Here is a 16,968-nt window from a genome sequence, read left to right as displayed (position 1 = left end):
GTCTCGTCATTGCGAGCGAAGCGAAGCAATCCAGGGCGGTCAGGCACAAATCTCCGCATACAAGCCACGCCACTTCAGGTTCGCCTGCTCGATCAGTTCCAGCTTCCTGCGCCGTGGACCGCCCTTGATCTGCTTCTCGCGCAGGATCGCGTATTCCATCGTGGAATGTGACTCGTACCAGACGAGCATCTTGCAGCCATATTGCTTTGTGAATCCGTCAGCCACGCCCTCGCGGTGCTGCCAGATGCGTTGAACGAGGTCGGACGTCACGCCGGTGTAGATCGCGCCGTTGCGGCGATTGGCTACGATGTAGACAGCCGGCTGGAATTCGCGCTTCACCGCTCTGGATTGCTTCGTCGCTTCGCTCCTCGCAACGACGAAAACCCGTTCGTGATTGCGAGCGTAGCGAAGCAAACCAGTGCGTCGAAGTGCAGCACCTCAAACTTCAACGCGGCGCCAGCACCCAGCCCAACACCAGTCCCGCATCGACCGGCCCAGCCACAAGCCCTCCAAGCGCCCTTCCCGCCGCCTCACCCGGTTTCGCGGCGTAGTCGGCCAGCGCCTCGATCCACGATCCGCCGGCCATGCGCGCCATGCGGCCGACGGCTTGCCAGCCGGGCTGGCATTCGTGGCCGGCGCACTGGCGGGCGCGGCCGTAGACTGTGGCGGCGGGGCGGTAGCCGTGTTCGCGGGCGACATCGGCAAGCAGGATGAAATCGGCGTGGCGGCTGACCCCGGCGACGAGTGCCGGTTTCGCGGCCAGAACCTCACGGGCGAGGCGCACGCGGTCGCCTTCGATCGCCATGACCTGCCCGCCGCGCTCGTTACCGGCGGCGGCGAAGCGGCGGCCCGCGGCCAGGCTGTCGTCGTAGAGCAGCAGCGAGCGCTCGCCATGCCGCCAGCGCCATTGCGCGAGGCCGGCGACGGTCGGCACGGCGAGCGCGCCCATCAGCGCGGTGCGGCGCGTGGTGCGGATCATTGCGAGGCCTCGTGCGGGCCGGCGGCAAGATATTGGGCGATTGCGACGAGTTCCTCGTCCGAGACTTCGCCGCGAGTGATTGCCGGCATGTTGCCGATCCCGCGCCGCGCGAAGGTGGTGACGAGGTCGACCGTCAGGTTGTCGCGCTTCTCGAGGTCGGGCGTGTCGCTGCGCCGGCCGATCAGGCCGACGCCCATGCCCGGCGCCGAGTGGCACATGGCGCACTTCTCGAGATAAGCCCTCTCGCCGCCCGTTGCGTTGGGCCGAGAGGACACGGTGAGCGGCTTGGGCATCGGCGCGGCCCCGCCCCGCTGCGCGGGTTGGGCGGACACGGCATCGGCCCCGGCCTGCGAGTTCGCCTGCGTCGCGCAGAGCAGCAAAATGGCCCCGGCAAAGACACCTGAAGTTATCTTGAGGTTCATGATTTGCGCTCCCCTGCCAGCCTGCTGGGCCAGATCCCGCTCTTGCCCGGGGCAATGATTCCATTGGGATCGAGCGCGTTCTTTACAGTCTCGTTGAGTCTGCGCAGCGCGTTGTTGTTCCAGCCGTAGCTGCCCGCGACTAGGTCCATGTAATCGAGGTGGGTGCGGTATTCGCCGTACCCGTTGGCCTTGGCGTCGGCCACCAGCGCGCGGAAGAAGGTGTCGATCTTGGCCATCTTCGCGTCGTCATCCTTGTCGATGATCATCGCGTTGACGTTGATCAGGTGGCGCTCGCCGAAGGCGAAGCTGCCCTGGTAGTCCATCCCGTATTCCTTGTAGCGGGCGTAGGTCCGCTGGAACTGGGCGAGCGCCTTGTCGCCGTCCTGCGGCAGGATCGGCGAGAAGCCGATGTGCCCGCCGCGCCCGCCGTACCAGTTCACGTTCTGCAGCGGGAAGGTCATCGGCGTGCCGGTGAAGCCGGAACGCTCCATCGGCTGGCCCTTCACCCAGCTCGTCGGCTTGACCAGCATCGGCTTGATCTTGCCGATCTCGCTTTCGAGCACCTTGTAGGCCGCCTTGTTCATTTCCTCGCGGCCGTAGAGCCGCAACGAAACGCCCCACCAGCCGATGTTGAAGCGCTTGCGGATCGCGTCGATCACGTCGTCCGACAGCGCGCCGGGCTGGTCGGTCCACTCGTCGCGCGTGGTCAGGATCGAGGCGGCGCGCAACCAGTTGCCGATGCTCGGGCTCTGCCGCAGCAGGCCCTCCCGTCGCAGCGGACCGATGCAGTCGACCATTGCCTTGAGGTCCTCGGGACGGTCGAATTCGACGTCCATGCCCATCAGGCTTTCCGGCTCCTCCATCAGCCAGACATTTGCCTTGGTGACGATGCCGAAGTTCGACTGGACGAACATCTGGTCCCAGCCGGGGCCGAAGCCGAACGGGTAGAGGCCCCAGGTATCGGCGCCGTCGAACGCGCCCATCCCGGTGCGCACCAGCTCGCCGTTGGGCAAGACGACCTCCAGCCCGCAGAGGAACTTGGTGTTCTCGCCATAGGGCGTGTAGCCGACGCCGCGATCGAGCGCGTTGCCGATCACCGAACCCCACGAGTTGCCCGGGGTCGAGAGCCAGAACGGCAGCCCGTTCGCCTGCAGGTAGTCGTAGAGGTCGTAGAAGCCGACGCCCGGTTCGATCGTGGCGACGCCGTTGGCGGCGTCGAACTCGATCTTCTTCATGCCCGACAGGTCGACCACGACCGATCCGGCCAGTTCCGGCGCCGAAGTGCCGTAGCCGAAGTTCTTGCCCCGGCTGATCGGCCACAGCGGCATGGCGAACTGGTTGGCGATCTTAACGATCGCCTGGACTTCCTCGACCGTGGTCGGGCCGACCGCACCCGAAGGATGGTGCGCATCCTCGTCGATCGCGAACTTGTCCTGGTAGGTCAGCCGGTCGAGGTCCTCGAAGAAGACCTTGTCGGCCCCCAGCGCGGCCTCGAAGGCCTTGCGCACCTGGTCGAGTTTCCGGGCGGTGAAGCCCGGCGGGAGGGGGAGTTCTTCCATCTAGGCCTTCTCTACTAGCTCGATGCCCACTTGGTCCGCGCCGGAGGACGGGCGCCGCCGTCGAGGCGGATCACCTCGCCGTTGACCAGCGGGGTGCGGATCAGGAAATCGACCACTGCGGCATATTCGTCGGCGCGTCCGGCGCGCTTGGGGAATTCGTTGTCGGCGAGCAGTTCGGTGACCATCGCCTCGGGCAGCATGGCCACCATCGGCGTGTCCATGAAGCCCGGCGCGACCCCGTTGACGCGGATGCCGAACTTGCCGAGGTCGCGCGCCCAGACCAGCGTCAGCGCGTGGAGCGCGGATTTGGTCGCAGTGTAGGCGCCCATCCCCTCCTGCCCTTCGAAGCTGGCGATCGAGCAGGTGTTGACGATCACCCCGCGCTCGCCGTCCGGGCCGGAGGGTTCGTTCTTCGTCATCGCATGACCGACGTGGGCGACGACCTGCGCCGCGCCGACGAGGTTCACGCCGATGATCTTGCGGAAGTTGGCCATGTCGCCGGGCCCTTCCGCGCTTGCCACCTGGCCGAGGCCGCCGATCCCGGCGTTGTTGAGCAGGATGTCGATCCGGCCGTGCTTCGCGAGCACTTCCGCCACGGCGGCGGCGACCGATTGCTCGTCGCCGACGTCGCAATGGACGAAGTCGGCGCCGTCCGGCGCCGTGCCCGCGACGTCGAGCGAAACGACTGTCGCGCCGGCTTCGAGCAGGCGCTTCACCCCGCCCTCGCCCAGCCCGGAATTGCCCCCGCTGACCACGGCGATCTTGCCTTGCGGATCCATTCTCTCTCCCTGCCGCTTTGCATGCGACTTTAACGGTCGTTACTTTTCAGCTAGCAGGGCATGGAGTCAAGCGACCCCTGCCAAAACGGGGTGCGAAAGGAGAGAGGGATTGGCAACACGTCACGAGCTCTACGGGGCGCTCGACCGCTATCTTGCCGCCTTGCTGGCGCAGGATCACACTCGGCTCGACTGGGCAGACGGGGCGTTGACCACCGAAAACAACGTCGCGCTCGAACAGGGTGACGGGCTATGGCAGACGGTGACCGGCATCGGACCTTACGATTTGCGCTTTGCCGACGAGCAGACCGGGCAGGTCGCGCTGTTCACCACCGTTACCGAGACGAACGATACGTCCGGTGCATGCATTCGAATCCGTTATTCAAGCGCTTCATTCGCAGAAGTTGAAACCATCGTCGTGCGGCAGAAGGACGAGGCGCTGGTCTTCCCCGACCCGAAGTTCGAAACGAAGCCGGTGATGGAAACCCCGGTCCCCGAAGCCGAGCGTTCGAGACGCGACGAAATGATCGCACTGGCCGACGGCTATTTCTCGACGCTGCAACTCAACGACGGCACGATCCGCACGAGGTTCCATCCCGGCTGCAACCGGATCGAGAACGGCGTGCAGACCACCAACAACCCCGACTTCTTCGTCCCCGTCGCGCACCTCGGCTGCGAGGAGCAGTTCGCGCAGGGCAACTACCGTTACGACGACCGCCTGCGCGGCCGACGTTTTCCGCTGGTCGACGAAGAGCGCGGCATCGTCCTGGCGCACGGGTTCATTGATCACTGCGGCAAGCTGGGCGAATACGAGCTGACCGACGGGACGAAGGTAACCAGCCCGATCCGCCGGCCGCATACGTTCTACCTGTCCGAAGCGTTCAAGATCAGGGAGGGTGCGATCGAACAGATCGAGGCGAATTTCATCACGGTGCCCTATCACATGCCCTCGCCGTGGGATTCGCGCGCATGAGCGGGGCAAGGCGCATCCTAGCCCAGGTCCTGCTGGCCGGCGTCTTTGTGATGGACGGTTACGACCTCAACGCCATGCCGCTGGCGGTTCCACACCTCGAGACCTCGCTCGGCATGTCGCCGGCGCTGTTCGGCGTGGTGTTTTCCGCTGTGCTGGTCGGCATGGGAGCGGGATCTGCAATCTTTGCGCCGCTGGGCGACAGGTTCGGGCGCAAACCGATGATCGTCTTCGGTTGTGTGCTGGCCGCTGTTTCGACGCTCGGTACGGCGACCGCCGGATCGATTACCGCCTTTGCATTCTGGCGCTTCCTGACCGGGCTCTCGCTCGGCGCGACATTGCCCAACTGCACCGCGCTTTCCGCCGAGCTGGCGCCCGCGGGCCGCAAGGCCTTCGTCATGGCTTTGGTCTCGGCCGGGATCACGCTCGGCGCGATGGGGGCAGGCCTGACCGCACCCGAGGTCGTGCGCATGGGCGGCTGGGAAGGCCTGTTCGTCATTCCCGGGCTGTTCGCGGCAGCACTGGCCGTGGCATTGGGTTTCGTCCTCGGCGGCAACGTCGCTGCGACCGAAGCGGTGCCGGAAAAGGCCGCGAAGGTTCCCCAGCTGCAACTCTTCAAGCACCCGTGGACATTCCCGTTCGCGGTCTTTGCCGTCGCTCTCACGCTCAATGCCGTGAACCTTTACCTGCTCTCCAACTGGATCCCCACGATCCTGCCCAGGGCCGGCTACACAATCGACGCGGCGGCGAGGATCTCGGGTCTGATGCAGGGCGCGGGCTTCGTGATGGGTCTGGCGATGAGCTTCCTGATCGACCGTTGGCGACCCGGCTGGGTCATGGTTGGGACCTACCTGATGATGGCCGCCGCGCTGCTCGCAATAGGTCTTGGCGTCGTTGCTCCCGAGGATTGGACCCCGTTCATCCTGCTGGCGATGGGCGGCGTGACGGGGGCCGCCATGGCGCTGCCGGCGCTGGCCGCGTTCCTCATGCCGAGCCACCTCCTGTCATCCGCGCTCGGGGTTGGCGTCCTCGTCGCGCGCGCCGGGGCGATTGCCGGTCCGATGATCGGACAGTTCCTGCTGACCACTGGCGCTGAACCCCGCGAATTCCTGCTCGCCGCGGCGGGACCTGCCATCCTCGGCGCGCTGGTGTGCCTCGCCCTGCCGGCGGCCCTGAGGGTCAAGCCCAAGGTCGAAGCCGCGGTCGCCTGATCAGGGCGCCTTGCGCGTCGCGGTGGTCGGTTCTCCGGTCGGACTCTTGCCGGTAAAGCCGGCTACCTTACCGTTCGCGTCGAGGGTGAAATTCACGTCTCCGCCGTCGAGCGAGACGAAATTTTGCGGACCCTTGGCAAACATCGGAATCCACACGTCGGCACCTGGAGGCTTCAGGTAGAGCCGTTCGTCGTGCCGTTCGAACACCACTTCGAGTGGTGTGCCGTCGAGGGTGTAGGTGCCTGCCACCGCATCCAGTTGCGTGTGACTGAGCGTAATTCCGCTCGGCAGCGGCACGCCAGTGAACTCCGTACGCGTCGAGGACGTGATCGTCTGCGCTTCGGTGTCGTTGCGATCGTCGTAGGCATCGAGGGTCAGCCGGTCGAGGCCCGCCGGAATGAAAGTAAGCGAAACCGTCCACGGCTTTTCGAGATAGAGCGGATCGGTGATCGTCATCACGTCTTCCATGCGGTCCGGCGCCACCATGCGGATGCGTTCGACGAAATGGGCCTGCTCGGACAGGGGCGGAGCGGCATAATTGAACGCCGGATCGAAGCGCACGCTGACCGTGTCGACAACAAGCGTATCCCCCTCCCAGCAACCGGTGGAATCGCCCCAGTTGGTTGCCCAGGCATCCTCTTCGGGCACGTGCCCGCGCCCGTCGGTGTAGATCGAGCGGACCTCGCGGTACTGGTTGATGATGGCGGTCTGCGACGGCGAAATCACGAAGGTGAATTCCGAGAAGGAATCCATCATCATCGGGAAACCCCAGCCGCCCTGCTTGATGTTGCCCTTGCTGGCTTCCCTGAGCACCGCCGCCATGCGGCCCCAGCCTTCGTCGTTCCAAGGAGCATTGAGGCCGATCAGCTTGTAATCGGCCTGGCCGCTCCGGCCGCTGAGTCCCTGATCGGCGGCATCGATCCCCTCGACCGCCCAGACGCCCTGCCAGGCCTCAAACGCGGCGGGGTCCTTTGCCTTGCAGGACGCGCCTTCCGAGGCCGCGAAAGCAGGCTGCAACGCCAACAGCGCGGCACCTGCGCCGAAAGGGACGAGCCGAACGCTCATGCCGGCTTGCCGACCGGCTTGCCATCCGCCGTGAAGGCCTCCAGCACGTTCCCACCCGGCTCACCGTTGCGCAGAGGGTGGAACTTGACCGTGATCCTGTCGCCCGGCTTGAGCGAGGACTTGCGCCAGCCAAGCCGCTGCAGGTGAACCGGCGCGGTCATTTCCAGGCTCCACTCCACGTCCTGCCCTTTGTCGTCCTTGGCGACGAGCTGGATGAAACAGTGCGGGTTGGTCCATTGGAACTGCCGGACCGTACCGGTGAGGGTCGTGGTCTTCAGTTGGTCGTACATGGCGCCGGAATGGTGCGCCGGCGCGGCGCTCGCGATCAGGACCGCGAGGCCTGCTGCCAGTGTAAGAATCCTTTGTAACTTCCAGCGTCTCCCGTCGCCGATTTCAGCCGACGATAAGCGGTTGCGCGCCTTCGTCAAATGTACATTGGTACCGCCCGGTCAGGGCCGGAAGTCGAGCCCGCCGGTCCGCTCGGCGAAACGCCAGCCGTGAGGTGTGAGAACGATGCGGTCGCGGAACCAGCCGATCAGCGGGCTGTTCGCGTCCTGCACAGGCAGTTCGTCCCCCTCCGCAGGCTGCCCCATGTACAGCACGATCACGCTGAAGGCGCGCGCGGTCGCCGGGCCTTCGACATCGACGACGACATTGGCGATTACGTGGCGCTGGGCGCGCGCCGGGCGGGCGCGGAAGCTGGCGAGGATCGCCTCGCGCCCATGCACCGGATCGCCCCCGCTCGGGCGGCGGAACACCGCGTCTTCGGTGTAGAGCGCGGCGCAGCCTTCCCAGTCCTGCGCATCGTTGAGATTGACGTAGTGGTTGATCAGCCGCGTGCAGTCGGCTTCGATCGCGCGGCGCTCATCGTGGTTCATGCGGCTCTCCTCGATAGCCGAACTTGCCACCGTGCGAGCCTGGGCGCCACAAATCCGGTGCGGGAAAATTTGGCATGCCCGCTTTCGCCGTTATGAGGGGCGGCATGAAACTGGACCGGTATACGATCGTGCGCGAGGCGGTGGCCGTGATGTGCGAGGAAGGCCTCGCCGAGGTCAGCCTGCGCAAGATCGCCCGGCGCTTCAACGCCACCGCCCCGGCGCTAACCCGCCACGTCGGCGACAAGGGCCACCTGCTGGCGCTGATGAGCCACCATCTGTTCATGGGCGCGCTCGACGAGATCCCGCCCGGTCTCAAGGGACGCGACTGGCTCCACGCCTTCGGACTGATCCTGTGGCGGATGCAGCGATCGACGCGCGACGTGCTCGCCCTCATCGGCGCACGTCCGTCAGTCTCCAACCTCGACCAGGAAATGCAGGCAAAGTTCCTCGGCCTGCTCGACGAGGCCGGGATCGGCGACGAGCGCGGACTGAAGGCACAGCGTTCGATCCAAGCTTTGGTGATCGGCTGGAACAGCTTTGCGACCAGCCGCAGCGGCCCCGTCAGGACGACTGGGCTGGCCGACATCGACGAGACGTTCGAGGCCGGGCTGGACGCGCTGATCAAGGGTTTCGGCTACTAGCCCTCGCCGGCGGGCTTGGTTTCTTCGATGAACTGCGAACGCCCCTCGGTGTCGGTCGCCTCTAGGCGGGCGATGAGCTTGCCGAGGATCGCGTCGAGCGTCGCCAGGTCTTCGTCGGCCATGCCGCGTAGCAGGTAGTCTGCGACGACCTGGGTGTGCGGCAGCATCACCTCGTAGAGCCGCTCGCCCTCCCCGGTCAGACGCAGGACCTTGCGGCGGCGGTTGGCCGGGTCGGTTTCGACCGTGATGCGGCCGTGGCGTTCCAGCGTGCTGACCGCGCGGCTGACGCTCATCGCGTTCACCCCGGTGTGCTCGGCCAGCTCGTGGCTGGCGCTGGCGCCGAGCCGACCGATCGCCATCAATAATCGAAATTCGTTGAGGCTGATCGCATAGCGGTGCGCGAGGTGGGTCGAGAACGGTGCCAGCAGGCGATTGTTGAGCTTGAGCAGCCTGTGCAGCGTGCCCACGCGCCCCTCAGGCTCGCTCAAAACCAAGCGGCGATCGTCGGTATCAGCCTCGACCAAGGTCCACCCCCTCATTTTGCGCCCGGTCAATGCCGAAGCTTTGCGCAGACTGTAACAGGCGTTACGGTCATAAGCCAAGAATCATTGGGAGAGTTATCAGCCATGGCTGCAGATCCGCAGACGATCCACTTCATCGGCAGCAACACCCCGCGCCGCATGGAGATTTCCCGGCGCAACCTCGTCGTCGAGGGCGAAATCCCCGCCGAGATCGAAGGCGCGTTCTTCCGGGCCGTGCCCGATAACGCCCACGCACCAATGTTCGAGGACGACATCGCGCTCAATCACGACGGCATGGTGGCGCGCTTCAACTTCGATCACGGCGCGGTCGACTTCGACATCAAGTATGTCGAGACCGAGCGCTACCTGGCCGAAAAGGACGCGCGCAAAGCGCTGTTCGGGCGCTATCGCAACCCCTTCACCGACGATCCCAGCGTCGCGGGCAAGGACCGCACCGTTGCCAACACCACCCCGGTGTTCCACGGCGGACGCCTGCTGATGACCAAGGAGGACGGGCTCGGCTACGAGATCAACCCGCACACACTGGAGACCGCCGGGCGCTGGGACTACGGCGGCAAGCTCAAATCCGAGACCTTCACCGCCCACCCGCGGATCGACCCGGTCACCGGCGAGTTGTTCTTCTTCGGCTACGAGGCCGGCGGTTTGTGCAGCCTCGATGTCGCCTATTGCATCGCCGATGAAGACGGCAATCTCGTCTCGGAACAGTGGTTCCAGCAGCCCTATTGCTCCACCATCCACGATTTCGTGATCACCGAAAACTACGCCGTCTTCCCGATCTTCCCGACGCTGGCCGACCTCGACCGCCTGAAGGCCGGAGGGGCGCACTGGGCGCACCACCAGGACCTGCCCAGCTATCTCGGGATCATGAAGCGCTATGGAGACGTGAAGGACATCCAGTGGATCGAGGGGCCGGTCGGCGTCTCGTGCTTCCACGAGGTCAACGCCTACGAGGACGGAGACCTCATCCACATCGACCTGTGCCTGACCGACACCAACGCCTTCGCCTTCATGCGCGAGGCCGGCGGAATCCAGCGCGAACAGCAGACGATCCACGGCGCGGTCACGCGCTGGACGGTAGACATTAGCAAGGCCACTCCGACGCTCGAGACCAAGGAAATCGGCCCGCCGGGCGACCTCTGCCGCCTCGCCGACGCCGACCAGGGACGACCCTACAATCGCTGCTGGTACCTGACGATGAACCCGCAGGGCGGGCCGCCGATGCCGGGCGGCCCGGTCGGCGCGAACTTCAACGCGCTGATCCGCTTCGAACCGGGCAACGGCCGCGTCAGCCTGATGGGCCTGCCCCCCGGCGCCGCGATCAGCGAGCCGGCCTACGTCCCCTCGTGCGAAACCGGCCACGGCGGCTGGGTGATGAGCGTGATCGATATCCCACTGAACCCCGACCCATCGCAGCAGATTCCGGGAGAATATCTCTCCGAGCTCTGGATCATGGAGGCCGACAACGTCGAGGCCGGGCCGATCGCCAGGATCAAGACGGGCCTCGCGCTGCGCAGTCAGGTCCACGGGACATGGGTGAGCCGGGAAAAGCTCGACAATTCCGTCCTTCAGGGCTGAGCGGACCGAATCAACGAAGTTGCATCGCCAGACCAGCGGTGCATACTCTCCGGCAAAACTGGGGAGAGTTTCGATGAGTCTGCGAATGGTCGGTATCGCGCTGGCGCTGCCCCTCACCATTGTGGCGGTGGCGCCTGTCGCTGCCGAGGATCAAGTCAATGCCACGGCGATGGATCCGATATACCAGTCGCCGCCGGGGTGGAGCGTCCCACGCACCGAGTGGGGCGATCCCGACCTGACCGGAAAGTGGCCGATCGACAATCTCAGCGGCACGCCGGCGCAGCGCCCAGCCCCGCTCGGGACCAAGGCCTGGCTCACCGACGAGGAATACGCTGCCGCGCAGAAGGCTGCCGACGAGCAGCTCAAGCTCTACAACATGGAGGTCAAGGCCAACCGCATGGGGATGGGCCACTGGACCGAGCGCGGCCAGCCGATGCGCCAGACCTCGCTGATCATGGAGCCGGCCGACGGCCGCGTGCCGCCCCCGACGGCTGCGGGTCTCGAAGGCTCCAAGAACATGAAGAGCAGCTGGAGCGAGGACACCTTCATCTGGGTCACCGACTTCAGCCCCTACGACCGCTGCATCGCCCGCGGCCTGCCCGGGGCGATGACCCCCGGCGCCTACAACAGCGGGATCGAGGTCTGGCAGTCTCCCGGCTACGCGGTGATCCGGCTCGAGATGATCCACGACGCGCGCATCATCCCGCTGGCAGGCAAGGGCCCGCCGCCCGCGCCGGTGAAGAGCTGGATGGGCTATTCGGTCGGGCACTGGGAAGGAGACACGCTGGTCATCGAGACCACCAACTTCCTTCCCGGCCAGCCGATCGGCGGCAGCGGGGTGAACGGGCGTTCGATCCCCAGCAGCGACCAGATGAAGATGGTCGAAAAGCTCACGCTGACCAATCCGGATCACATCCACTACGAAGCATGGGTGAGCGATCCGGTCACGCTGACCGCGCCGTTCAAGTACGATTTCCCGTGGACCCGCAATTCGGACTACGTGCAGTACGAATACGCCTGCATCGAGGGCAACGAGCAGACCCGCGGCTATATCGAAGGCACCAGCCCCTTCCTCGCCGCCAAGCGCGAGGCCCGGGCCGAGCAACGCGACGCCGGCGAAATCATGCATACGGAAGAAGGCATCACGCTGTCGGTTCACAAGTAAGGTCCGGCGGCGCCTGACGCTGCGCGGGAGGGGGCATGTTCAGGTACGTCTACCACGCCAGCCGCGTGATCTTCGGCGGCTGGTTTCTCTTTTCAGGCCTTGCCCACTTCCTCATCGAGGGCTGGCAGCCGATGGGCAGCCACCAGCCGGCGATCGACTTCACCCAGGCGCTGATCGACAGCGGGCTGTTCACCTGGATCAAGGTGATCGAGGTCGTGCTCGGCGTGACGATCCTCGCCAACCGCTGGATGCCGGCGACCATCGTCGCGCTGGTGCCGATCAACGTGGTGATCTGCTACTGGAATTTCGTGCTCGACCCCGGCGTGGTCGAATACACCTTCGGGATCCTCACGATCGTCTTCAACGCCATCCTTGCGTGGCCCTGGCGCGCCTATTTCTGGCCGCTGTTCGTCTGGCGGGGTCGCCCCGACTACTCGCTCGATCCCAAGATACCGGAGAGCCTTTCATGAAGTCCAAGACCTGGCTGCTTGCCGCTACTGCCGCGCTGTTCGCCGCCCCCTCCGCCGCGCAGGACGACGGCAACTGCGACCGGCAGTGCCTGCTCGACATGGCCGACACCTACCTTTCGGCGATGGTCGCGCACGATCCCTCGAAGGCGCCGCTCGCCAGCGACGTGGTCATGGTAGAGAACCTCAAGCGGATCGCACCCGGCGAAGGGCTGTGGGCCAGCCTGACCGGCGCGCCGGGCGACTACAAGATCCCCGTCGCCGACCCGATCAGCCAGGAAGTCGGCGTCATGACCGTCGCACCCGGAGCAGACGGCAAGCCGGTCATGTTTTCCGTCAGGCTCAAGCGCGACGGCGGCAGGATCGTCGAAGCCGAGCACATCATCGGCAACGCGCTCTCCCCTGGCCAACTCGCCAACCTGCAAGCCCCGCGCCCGGCCCTGCTGCGCCCGGTGCCCTACGAATACGCGGATTCGCGCGGGCGGATGATCTGGCTCGGCAAGAGCTATTACAACGCGCTCGACAACAACAACTCGAAGCATTCGGCGATGGCCGACGATTGCGAGCGGCGCGAGAACGGCTTCCAGACCGCGCGCAACCCGATGAGCCGCCCGCTGGTGACCGGAAACGGCCAGGCCGACCCGGCCTTCGCCTACCTCGGCGGGCTCGGCTGCGCGGCGCAGATGGACACCAACATGTGGGAATACATCTCCGCGATACATCATCGCAGGGTGGAGATCGCCGATCCGGTGACCGGGCTGGTCTGGGGCCAGAGCCACTTCCAGCACGACTTCACCAAGAAGGACTTCGAACTGATCGGCGTCCCCGGCACGCCGGTGCGGCACATGGAGTTCAACCCGTTCGATATGCCCGCGGTGCACATCTACAAGGTCTGGGGCGGACAGATCCACGAGATCGAGGCGGTCGGCTGGACCGCGCCCTACAAGTCGCCCAACTGGACCGACCTGACCGGGCAGGAATAGGCATGAAAAAGCCCCGCCGGATCGTGTCCGGCGGGGCCAGTCCCTGGCCTGATTACCGGATCAGGCCGGGTCGGCGGTCGCTTCAGCAGAAGCGCCTTCCTTTTTTGTCAGGGCGTTGGCGAGCATTTCCGACACGTAGCCGAAGGCCGTGCCGATGATCACCGACACGATCGTCGGCACGATGGCGTCTGTCGCGGACATGTTGGCGAGCAGGATCGGGCCGGCGACGGAGGCAAAGCCGTAGACGCTCGCCGGGATGGTCGCCAGCAGCGGAATGGCGCTGGCGAGGCAGATTACCGCGGCGCCAAGGCCGACCGCGACCGGCGCGGCAAGGTCACCGAGTCCGGCCAGCGCTCCGCCGGCGAGGATCACCGCGACCATGCCGACGAGGGCGCCGAAGCTCATGCCGACGATCGCCGTCGTGCTGCCCTTGACCCCGCCGCCGGAGTGGAAATGGCAGCCCCAGGCGATGAACGAAATCCACACCAGCCCCGGCAGGAAGCTGGCGAGCGGTCCGACGAACAACCAGGTATCGACAACGGCAAGAAGGCCGACGGAAACGGCAAGTGCAATCAATGCAGGCATCAGTTTCTCTCCCCCAGAACGACCGCAGTCGCTTCTTTCTTTTAACGAGGGCTCTCCTTCCCTCGGAACTTGGCAGGCTAATCCGGGGACGCGCGAAGGTCCACTGCCCTGCTTGTGTTTACCCACCATCCTGCAATGATCGCCGTGAAGGGAGAGAGACATGAAAGCAGGATTTGTAATCGCCACCGCAGCCCTGCTGCTGGCGGGATGCAGCGAAGGCACGGGAGAAACAGCGGAGGATGCCGCCGAGCAGGTGCTGCTCGACAAGATGGCGATCGCCGACCTGCTCAACCGCTATTACGAAGGCTTCGGCACCGACAACGCGGCCGCGTTCAACGACTTCTACACCGACGATGCAGTGTTCGACGTCAACGGCATCGTCGCCAACGGGAAGAAGGAGATCGAGGCGATCTACGCCGGTCTGGACGAGGATGGCGAAGCGCCGACCAACGTCGGCACCTTTCACATGGTCATTTCCAACCCGGTGATCGACGTCGACGGGGACACGGCAACCGCCAAGGTCCTGTGGACGGGAATCCAGAACAAGGACATATCCGCCCCGCCGACCTTCGTCGAACAGGGCCGCGAATACGACAAGCTCGTCAAGGTCGATGGCAAGTGGCTAATCAAGCACCGCGTCGTCGTCGCGGACAGCGGCCTGCCGCCGAGCATGAATGCCACTTACACGCCGCGGAAGGACTTCAGCTTCGACGCGAAGTGACCGGCTGTCATCGGGCAAGACAAGAAAAAGGGCCCCCGCCCAAGTCGGGGGCCCCTAAGTCAGAGCGGAAGGCAATTGCCGGGCCGCCCTTCGGGTCGCATGGAAAGAACTAGACAACCGCAGGCATTTTTACAAGATGTAAAACCCGAACGTTCTCAACGCTCCATGCAGTTTTCAGTATCGAAATTCAGGACTGTGAACAAAGTCCAGGCAAGGCGATTCGTTCTATGGAACTGTAATTCGCAACAAAACTGTAAAATTTGACATCAATCCGCAACAATGAAAGTTCGCATATATGAACGATTTTGATTTGTGATGTCCGCTCCGGAGTGATAAAGTCTCATCCATGGGTCGCACGAAAATTGACAACGTGTCCAATAATGGACGCCGGGCACAGGCAGGCGAAGAACGTCGCGCCAGGACCCGGTCGGCGATCCTCGCCGCGGGATTCGATCTGCTCGGGAAAGAGCCCGGCACGCAACTGCGGGTCGAAGACATTGCGCGCGCGGCCAAGGTAACGCGGGCGACGTTCTACAATCACTTCGGTGGCACAGCCGAACTGCGCGAAGCCATCTCCTATGAGTTGACGCACGATTTCCTCAACCGAACCATTCTCACGATCAGCAAGCTCGAGAATCCGGCCGAGCGGGCAAGCTGCGCGATCCGTTTCTACTTGCGCCGGGCCAGGAGCAATCCCTCCTGGGCCAAGTCCCTGATCAACATCAGTGCCAACGGAATCATCTTTGGCGCCGAGACCTATCGTCAGGCCGAAGTGACGATCATGGAGGGCATGGAAGCCGGACAGTTCAAGCTCAGGAACAGCGCGCTGGGCCGGGACCTCGTTCTTGGAACCTGCCTGGCAGCGATGTCGAACATGCTCCACGAGAAGACTCCCGAAGACTATCCGGAACTGATTTCAGGACATGTGCTGTCTGCGCTGGGCTTGCCATTCGACAAGGCGAGGGAACTGGCGAACCTGCCCCTGCCGGAACTGGCGGAACTACCTCGGTCCTAAGGCCTGGAGCGCTTGCTCCGCCCCGCCTGTCAAACCAGCGCGTAGTACCGCAGCAGGTTGCCGTCCGCCTTGCGCTCGCCGACGCCGATGAACACGTGCTTGGTCAGCCAATCGTGCTTGCCGACGGGGCATTCGAACGTCGGGTTGCCGCGAAGGTAATATTCGTCGTGCGGTACCGGCGTACCGTTGTTGAAGGCCCAGTCGCGCAGGCGCGCCATGGTGTCAGGCTTGCGGCCCCAGAGGTAGCCCTTGTTGTGCAGCAGGATGATCGTTCCGTCGTCTTCCTGCAGCAGGTACCGGGCGTCGAACACCGCCACGTCGTCGGGCCGGAAATAAGCGTAGTCGCCGCCCGATCCGGGCACCGCCCTTCCCTTGAGTTGCGGACCTTCGAACGTGCCGCCTTGTACCAATACCGCACTGCGCATCCCGCCGAACGGGTGCGGCGCCATGGTGTAGACCTCAGGGAAGGTGAGGCGCACTTCCATGACGAATTCGAGCCGCGGGTTATCGATGTCCGAAAATGGCGGCTGGAACGGGGTCGTGTCGTTGAATTCGGGCATGTCAGCTCAACTCGATAAGGCCGCCATCGACCAGCAGGTCGGCGCCGGTAATGAAGCTTGCATCGTCGCTGGCGAGGAACAGGACCGCCTTGGCGACCTCGTCGCTCTCGCCCATGCGGTGCATCGGGATATTGGCGATCATCATCTCCTTGAGCCGCGCGACGTCCTCCGGCCCCATACCCGGATTGCGGTGCAGGAGCGGGGTATCGATCGGTCCGGGCGAGACCATGTTGAGGCGGATCTTCCTCGGCAACAGCTCCTTGGCGAAGACCTTCATCGCCATGGCGAGGCCCGCCTTGGCCGCGGCATACGTGCCGTTGCCCTCGAGTGGGCCGTGCGCGCCGATCGAGCCGGTGACGACGATGGAGCCGCCCTCGCCCATGATCCGCACGGCCTTCTGCAAGGCGAAGACGCAGCCCTTGAGATTGATCGAGTGGACGTGATCCCAGTCCGCCTCGGTGATCCCTTCGAGCGGGGCGAAGCCGCCGACGCCGGCATTGATGTAGAGCACGTCGATCCGCCCGTCGGATGCCTCGATCTGCGCCACAACCGCCTCTGTGGCGGTGATGTCGGCGATGTCGGATTGGTAGCCCTTCCCGCCGGGGATCGAAGCTTCGGCCTCGGCGATCGTATCGGGGTTGCGGCCGGTGAAATGGACCTTGGCTCCCTCGGCCGCGAAGGCCTGCACGGCGGCAAGTCCCATCCCCGAATTGCCGCCGAGGACGAGAACGACCTTGTCTTCGAATCTCATTTCATTTCCCTCGGTTCGTCATTGCGAGCGGAGCGAAGCAATCCAGCGCGGTTGCGCGCGACGCTCTGGATTGCCGCGTCGCCTTCGGCTCCTCGCAATGACG

21 protein-coding genes are annotated in these 16,968 nt (G+C 64.7%); 9 read left to right on the top strand and 12 right to left on the bottom strand.

The genetic code is table 11. From position 1 onward, the window contains the following. Positions 1-39: 39 nt before the first annotated feature. The 5 genes from GRI89_RS05470 to GRI89_RS05450 all read right to left on the bottom strand — a co-directional run bounded on the left by GRI89_RS05470 (position 40) and on the right by GRI89_RS05450 (position 3,739). Positions 40-339: a GIY-YIG nuclease family protein gene (locus GRI89_RS05470; protein ID WP_328598101.1), complete on the bottom strand. Its 300-nt coding sequence runs from the start codon at positions 337-339 to the stop codon at positions 40-42. 106 nt (positions 340-445) lie between these two features. Further along, complete coding sequence (locus GRI89_RS05465; protein WP_159793018.1) at positions 446-979, bottom strand: hypothetical protein; 534 nt, start codon at positions 977-979, stop codon at positions 446-448. Further along, a complete protein-coding gene (locus GRI89_RS05460; RefSeq protein WP_159793016.1) occupies positions 976-1,401 on the bottom strand; it encodes a c-type cytochrome in 426 nt (141 codons plus the stop codon). The genes GRI89_RS05465 and GRI89_RS05460 overlap by 4 nt, the downstream gene beginning before the upstream one ends. Beyond that, positions 1,398-2,960 carry an FAD-binding oxidoreductase gene (locus tag GRI89_RS05455; RefSeq protein WP_159793014.1) on the bottom strand — a complete coding sequence of 521 codons (1,563 nt, stop codon included), beginning with the start codon at positions 2,958-2,960 and terminating at the stop codon, positions 1,398-1,400. Before GRI89_RS05455 ends, GRI89_RS05460 begins: the two co-directional genes overlap by 4 nt. Positions 2,961-2,974: 14 nt before the next feature. Beyond that, positions 2,975-3,739 (bottom strand): SDR family oxidoreductase, encoded by a 765-nt coding sequence (locus tag GRI89_RS05450; RefSeq protein ID WP_159793012.1) that lies wholly within the window; start codon positions 3,737-3,739, stop codon positions 2,975-2,977. Positions 3,740-3,848: 109 nt separating this feature from the next. Here GRI89_RS05450 and GRI89_RS05445 point away from each other — a divergent pair, with 109 nt between their 5' ends. Continuing rightward, positions 3,849-4,709: a hypothetical protein gene (locus GRI89_RS05445; RefSeq protein ID WP_159793010.1), complete on the top strand. Its 861-nt coding sequence runs from the start codon at positions 3,849-3,851 to the stop codon at positions 4,707-4,709. Beyond that, complete coding sequence (locus GRI89_RS05440) at positions 4,706-5,917, top strand: MFS transporter (RefSeq protein ID WP_159793008.1); 1,212 nt, start codon at positions 4,706-4,708, stop codon at positions 5,915-5,917. The genes GRI89_RS05445 and GRI89_RS05440 overlap by 4 nt, the downstream gene beginning before the upstream one ends. On the opposite strand, the gene GRI89_RS05435 is transcribed toward GRI89_RS05440, so the two are convergent. Genes GRI89_RS05435 through GRI89_RS05425 form a run of 3 tightly spaced genes read right to left on the bottom strand, consistent with a single transcriptional unit; the run spans position 5,918 to position 7,890 of the window. Next, positions 5,918-6,982, bottom strand: a complete 1,065-nt coding sequence (locus GRI89_RS05435; RefSeq protein ID WP_159793006.1) for a hypothetical protein — start codon at positions 6,980-6,982, stop codon at positions 5,918-5,920. Beyond that, positions 6,979-7,410, bottom strand: a complete 432-nt coding sequence (locus tag GRI89_RS05430; protein WP_268891735.1) for a DUF6152 family protein — start codon at positions 7,408-7,410, stop codon at positions 6,979-6,981. The genes GRI89_RS05435 and GRI89_RS05430 overlap by 4 nt, the downstream gene beginning before the upstream one ends. A 21-nt stretch (positions 7,411-7,431) precedes the next feature. After that, a complete protein-coding gene (locus GRI89_RS05425; protein WP_328598100.1) occupies positions 7,432-7,890 on the bottom strand; it encodes a nuclear transport factor 2 family protein in 459 nt (152 codons plus the stop codon). Positions 7,891-7,964: 74 nt separating this feature from the next. On the opposite strand from GRI89_RS05425, the gene GRI89_RS05420 reads away from it, so the two are divergent. Continuing rightward, on the top strand, positions 7,965-8,501 hold the full coding sequence (locus GRI89_RS05420; RefSeq protein ID WP_159793002.1) for a TetR/AcrR family transcriptional regulator: 537 nt from the start codon (positions 7,965-7,967) through the stop codon (positions 8,499-8,501). Here GRI89_RS05420 and GRI89_RS05415 read toward each other — a convergent pair. Further along, positions 8,498-9,040, bottom strand: coding sequence for a MarR family winged helix-turn-helix transcriptional regulator (locus tag GRI89_RS05415; protein WP_159793000.1), 543 nt, complete (start codon positions 9,038-9,040; stop codon positions 8,498-8,500). The genes GRI89_RS05420 and GRI89_RS05415 overlap by 4 nt on opposite strands. A gap of 87 nt (positions 9,041-9,127) precedes the next feature. Between GRI89_RS05415 and GRI89_RS05410 the strand changes: the two genes are divergently transcribed. The 4 genes from GRI89_RS05410 (at position 9,128) to GRI89_RS05395 (ending at position 13,233) form a co-directional block, all read left to right on the top strand. Continuing rightward, on the top strand, positions 9,128-10,618 hold the full coding sequence (locus GRI89_RS05410; protein ID WP_159792998.1) for a carotenoid oxygenase family protein: 1,491 nt from the start codon (positions 9,128-9,130) through the stop codon (positions 10,616-10,618). Between the two features lie 73 nt (positions 10,619-10,691). After that, positions 10,692-11,783: a hypothetical protein gene (locus tag GRI89_RS05405; RefSeq protein WP_159792996.1), complete on the top strand. Its 1,092-nt coding sequence runs from the start codon at positions 10,692-10,694 to the stop codon at positions 11,781-11,783. Between the two features lie 35 nt (positions 11,784-11,818). Next, positions 11,819-12,253 (top strand): hypothetical protein, encoded by a 435-nt coding sequence (locus GRI89_RS05400; RefSeq protein ID WP_201290870.1) that lies wholly within the window; start codon positions 11,819-11,821, stop codon positions 12,251-12,253. Then, positions 12,250-13,233, top strand: coding sequence for a hypothetical protein (locus tag GRI89_RS05395; RefSeq protein WP_159792994.1), 984 nt, complete (start codon positions 12,250-12,252; stop codon positions 13,231-13,233). The genes GRI89_RS05400 and GRI89_RS05395 overlap by 4 nt, the downstream gene beginning before the upstream one ends. Before the next feature lie 60 nt (positions 13,234-13,293). Here the strand turns inward: GRI89_RS05395 and GRI89_RS05390 are convergent, their stop codons facing one another. Beyond that, positions 13,294-13,818: a DUF1097 domain-containing protein gene (locus tag GRI89_RS05390; protein ID WP_159792992.1), complete on the bottom strand. Its 525-nt coding sequence runs from the start codon at positions 13,816-13,818 to the stop codon at positions 13,294-13,296. Between the two features lie 160 nt (positions 13,819-13,978). On the opposite strand from GRI89_RS05390, the gene GRI89_RS05385 reads away from it, so the two are divergent. Continuing rightward, positions 13,979-14,539 (top strand): nuclear transport factor 2 family protein, encoded by a 561-nt coding sequence (locus GRI89_RS05385; RefSeq protein WP_159792990.1) that lies wholly within the window; start codon positions 13,979-13,981, stop codon positions 14,537-14,539. Positions 14,540-14,885: 346 nt separating this feature from the next. Continuing rightward, on the top strand, positions 14,886-15,554 hold the full coding sequence (locus GRI89_RS05380) for a TetR/AcrR family transcriptional regulator (protein ID WP_159792988.1): 669 nt from the start codon (positions 14,886-14,888) through the stop codon (positions 15,552-15,554). A 29-nt stretch (positions 15,555-15,583) separates the two neighbouring features. On the opposite strand, the gene GRI89_RS05375 is transcribed toward GRI89_RS05380, so the two are convergent. Further along, positions 15,584-16,114, bottom strand: a complete 531-nt coding sequence (locus GRI89_RS05375) for a DUF3237 domain-containing protein (protein WP_159792986.1) — start codon at positions 16,112-16,114, stop codon at positions 15,584-15,586. Between the two features lies 1 nt (position 16,115). After that, a complete protein-coding gene (locus GRI89_RS05370) occupies positions 16,116-16,865 on the bottom strand; it encodes an SDR family oxidoreductase (protein WP_159792984.1) in 750 nt (249 codons plus the stop codon). Positions 16,866-16,968: the final 103 nt, after the last annotated feature.

This window comes from Croceibacterium salegens, assembly GCF_009827435.1.
Lineage (GTDB): Bacteria > Pseudomonadota > Alphaproteobacteria > Sphingomonadales > Sphingomonadaceae > Croceibacterium_B > Croceibacterium_B salegens.
The sequence above is the reverse complement of the archived record's forward strand: the minus strand, read 5'-3'. Positions and strand labels throughout refer to the sequence as shown.

What these genes read in the sequence shown, in the direction of transcription:
- GRI89_RS05420 (WP_159793002.1), top strand. Translation starts at nt 7,965, where the DNA reads ATGAAACTGGACCGGTATACGATCGTGCGCGAGGCGGTGGCCGTGATG.
- GRI89_RS05410 (WP_159792998.1), top strand. Translation starts at nt 9,128, where the DNA reads ATGGCTGCAGATCCGCAGACGATCCACTTCATCGGCAGCAACACCCCG.
- GRI89_RS05435 (WP_159793006.1), bottom strand. Translation starts at nt 6,982, where the DNA reads ATGAGCGTTCGGCTCGTCCCTTTCGGCGCAGGTGCCGCGCTGTTGGCG.
- GRI89_RS05405 (WP_159792996.1), top strand. Translation starts at nt 10,692, where the DNA reads ATGAGTCTGCGAATGGTCGGTATCGCGCTGGCGCTGCCCCTCACCATT.
- GRI89_RS05450 (WP_159793012.1), bottom strand. Translation starts at nt 3,739, where the DNA reads ATGGATCCGCAAGGCAAGATCGCCGTGGTCAGCGGGGGCAATTCCGGG.
- GRI89_RS05400 (WP_201290870.1), top strand. Translation starts at nt 11,819, where the DNA reads ATGTTCAGGTACGTCTACCACGCCAGCCGCGTGATCTTCGGCGGCTGG.
- GRI89_RS05380 (WP_159792988.1), top strand. Translation starts at nt 14,886, where the DNA reads ATGGGTCGCACGAAAATTGACAACGTGTCCAATAATGGACGCCGGGCA.
- GRI89_RS05455 (WP_159793014.1), bottom strand. Translation starts at nt 2,960, where the DNA reads ATGGAAGAACTCCCCCTCCCGCCGGGCTTCACCGCCCGGAAACTCGAC.
- GRI89_RS05370 (WP_159792984.1), bottom strand. Translation starts at nt 16,865, where the DNA reads ATGAGATTCGAAGACAAGGTCGTTCTCGTCCTCGGCGGCAATTCGGGG.
- GRI89_RS05440 (WP_159793008.1), top strand. Translation starts at nt 4,706, where the DNA reads ATGAGCGGGGCAAGGCGCATCCTAGCCCAGGTCCTGCTGGCCGGCGTC.
- GRI89_RS05465 (WP_159793018.1), bottom strand. Translation starts at nt 979, where the DNA reads ATGATCCGCACCACGCGCCGCACCGCGCTGATGGGCGCGCTCGCCGTG.
- GRI89_RS05390 (WP_159792992.1), bottom strand. Translation starts at nt 13,818, where the DNA reads ATGCCTGCATTGATTGCACTTGCCGTTTCCGTCGGCCTTCTTGCCGTT.
- GRI89_RS05385 (WP_159792990.1), top strand. Translation starts at nt 13,979, where the DNA reads ATGAAAGCAGGATTTGTAATCGCCACCGCAGCCCTGCTGCTGGCGGGA.
- GRI89_RS05460 (WP_159793016.1), bottom strand. Translation starts at nt 1,401, where the DNA reads ATGAACCTCAAGATAACTTCAGGTGTCTTTGCCGGGGCCATTTTGCTG.
- GRI89_RS05375 (WP_159792986.1), bottom strand. Translation starts at nt 16,114, where the DNA reads ATGCCCGAATTCAACGACACGACCCCGTTCCAGCCGCCATTTTCGGAC.
- GRI89_RS05415 (WP_159793000.1), bottom strand. Translation starts at nt 9,040, where the DNA reads ATGAGGGGGTGGACCTTGGTCGAGGCTGATACCGACGATCGCCGCTTG.
- GRI89_RS05395 (WP_159792994.1), top strand. Translation starts at nt 12,250, where the DNA reads ATGAAGTCCAAGACCTGGCTGCTTGCCGCTACTGCCGCGCTGTTCGCC.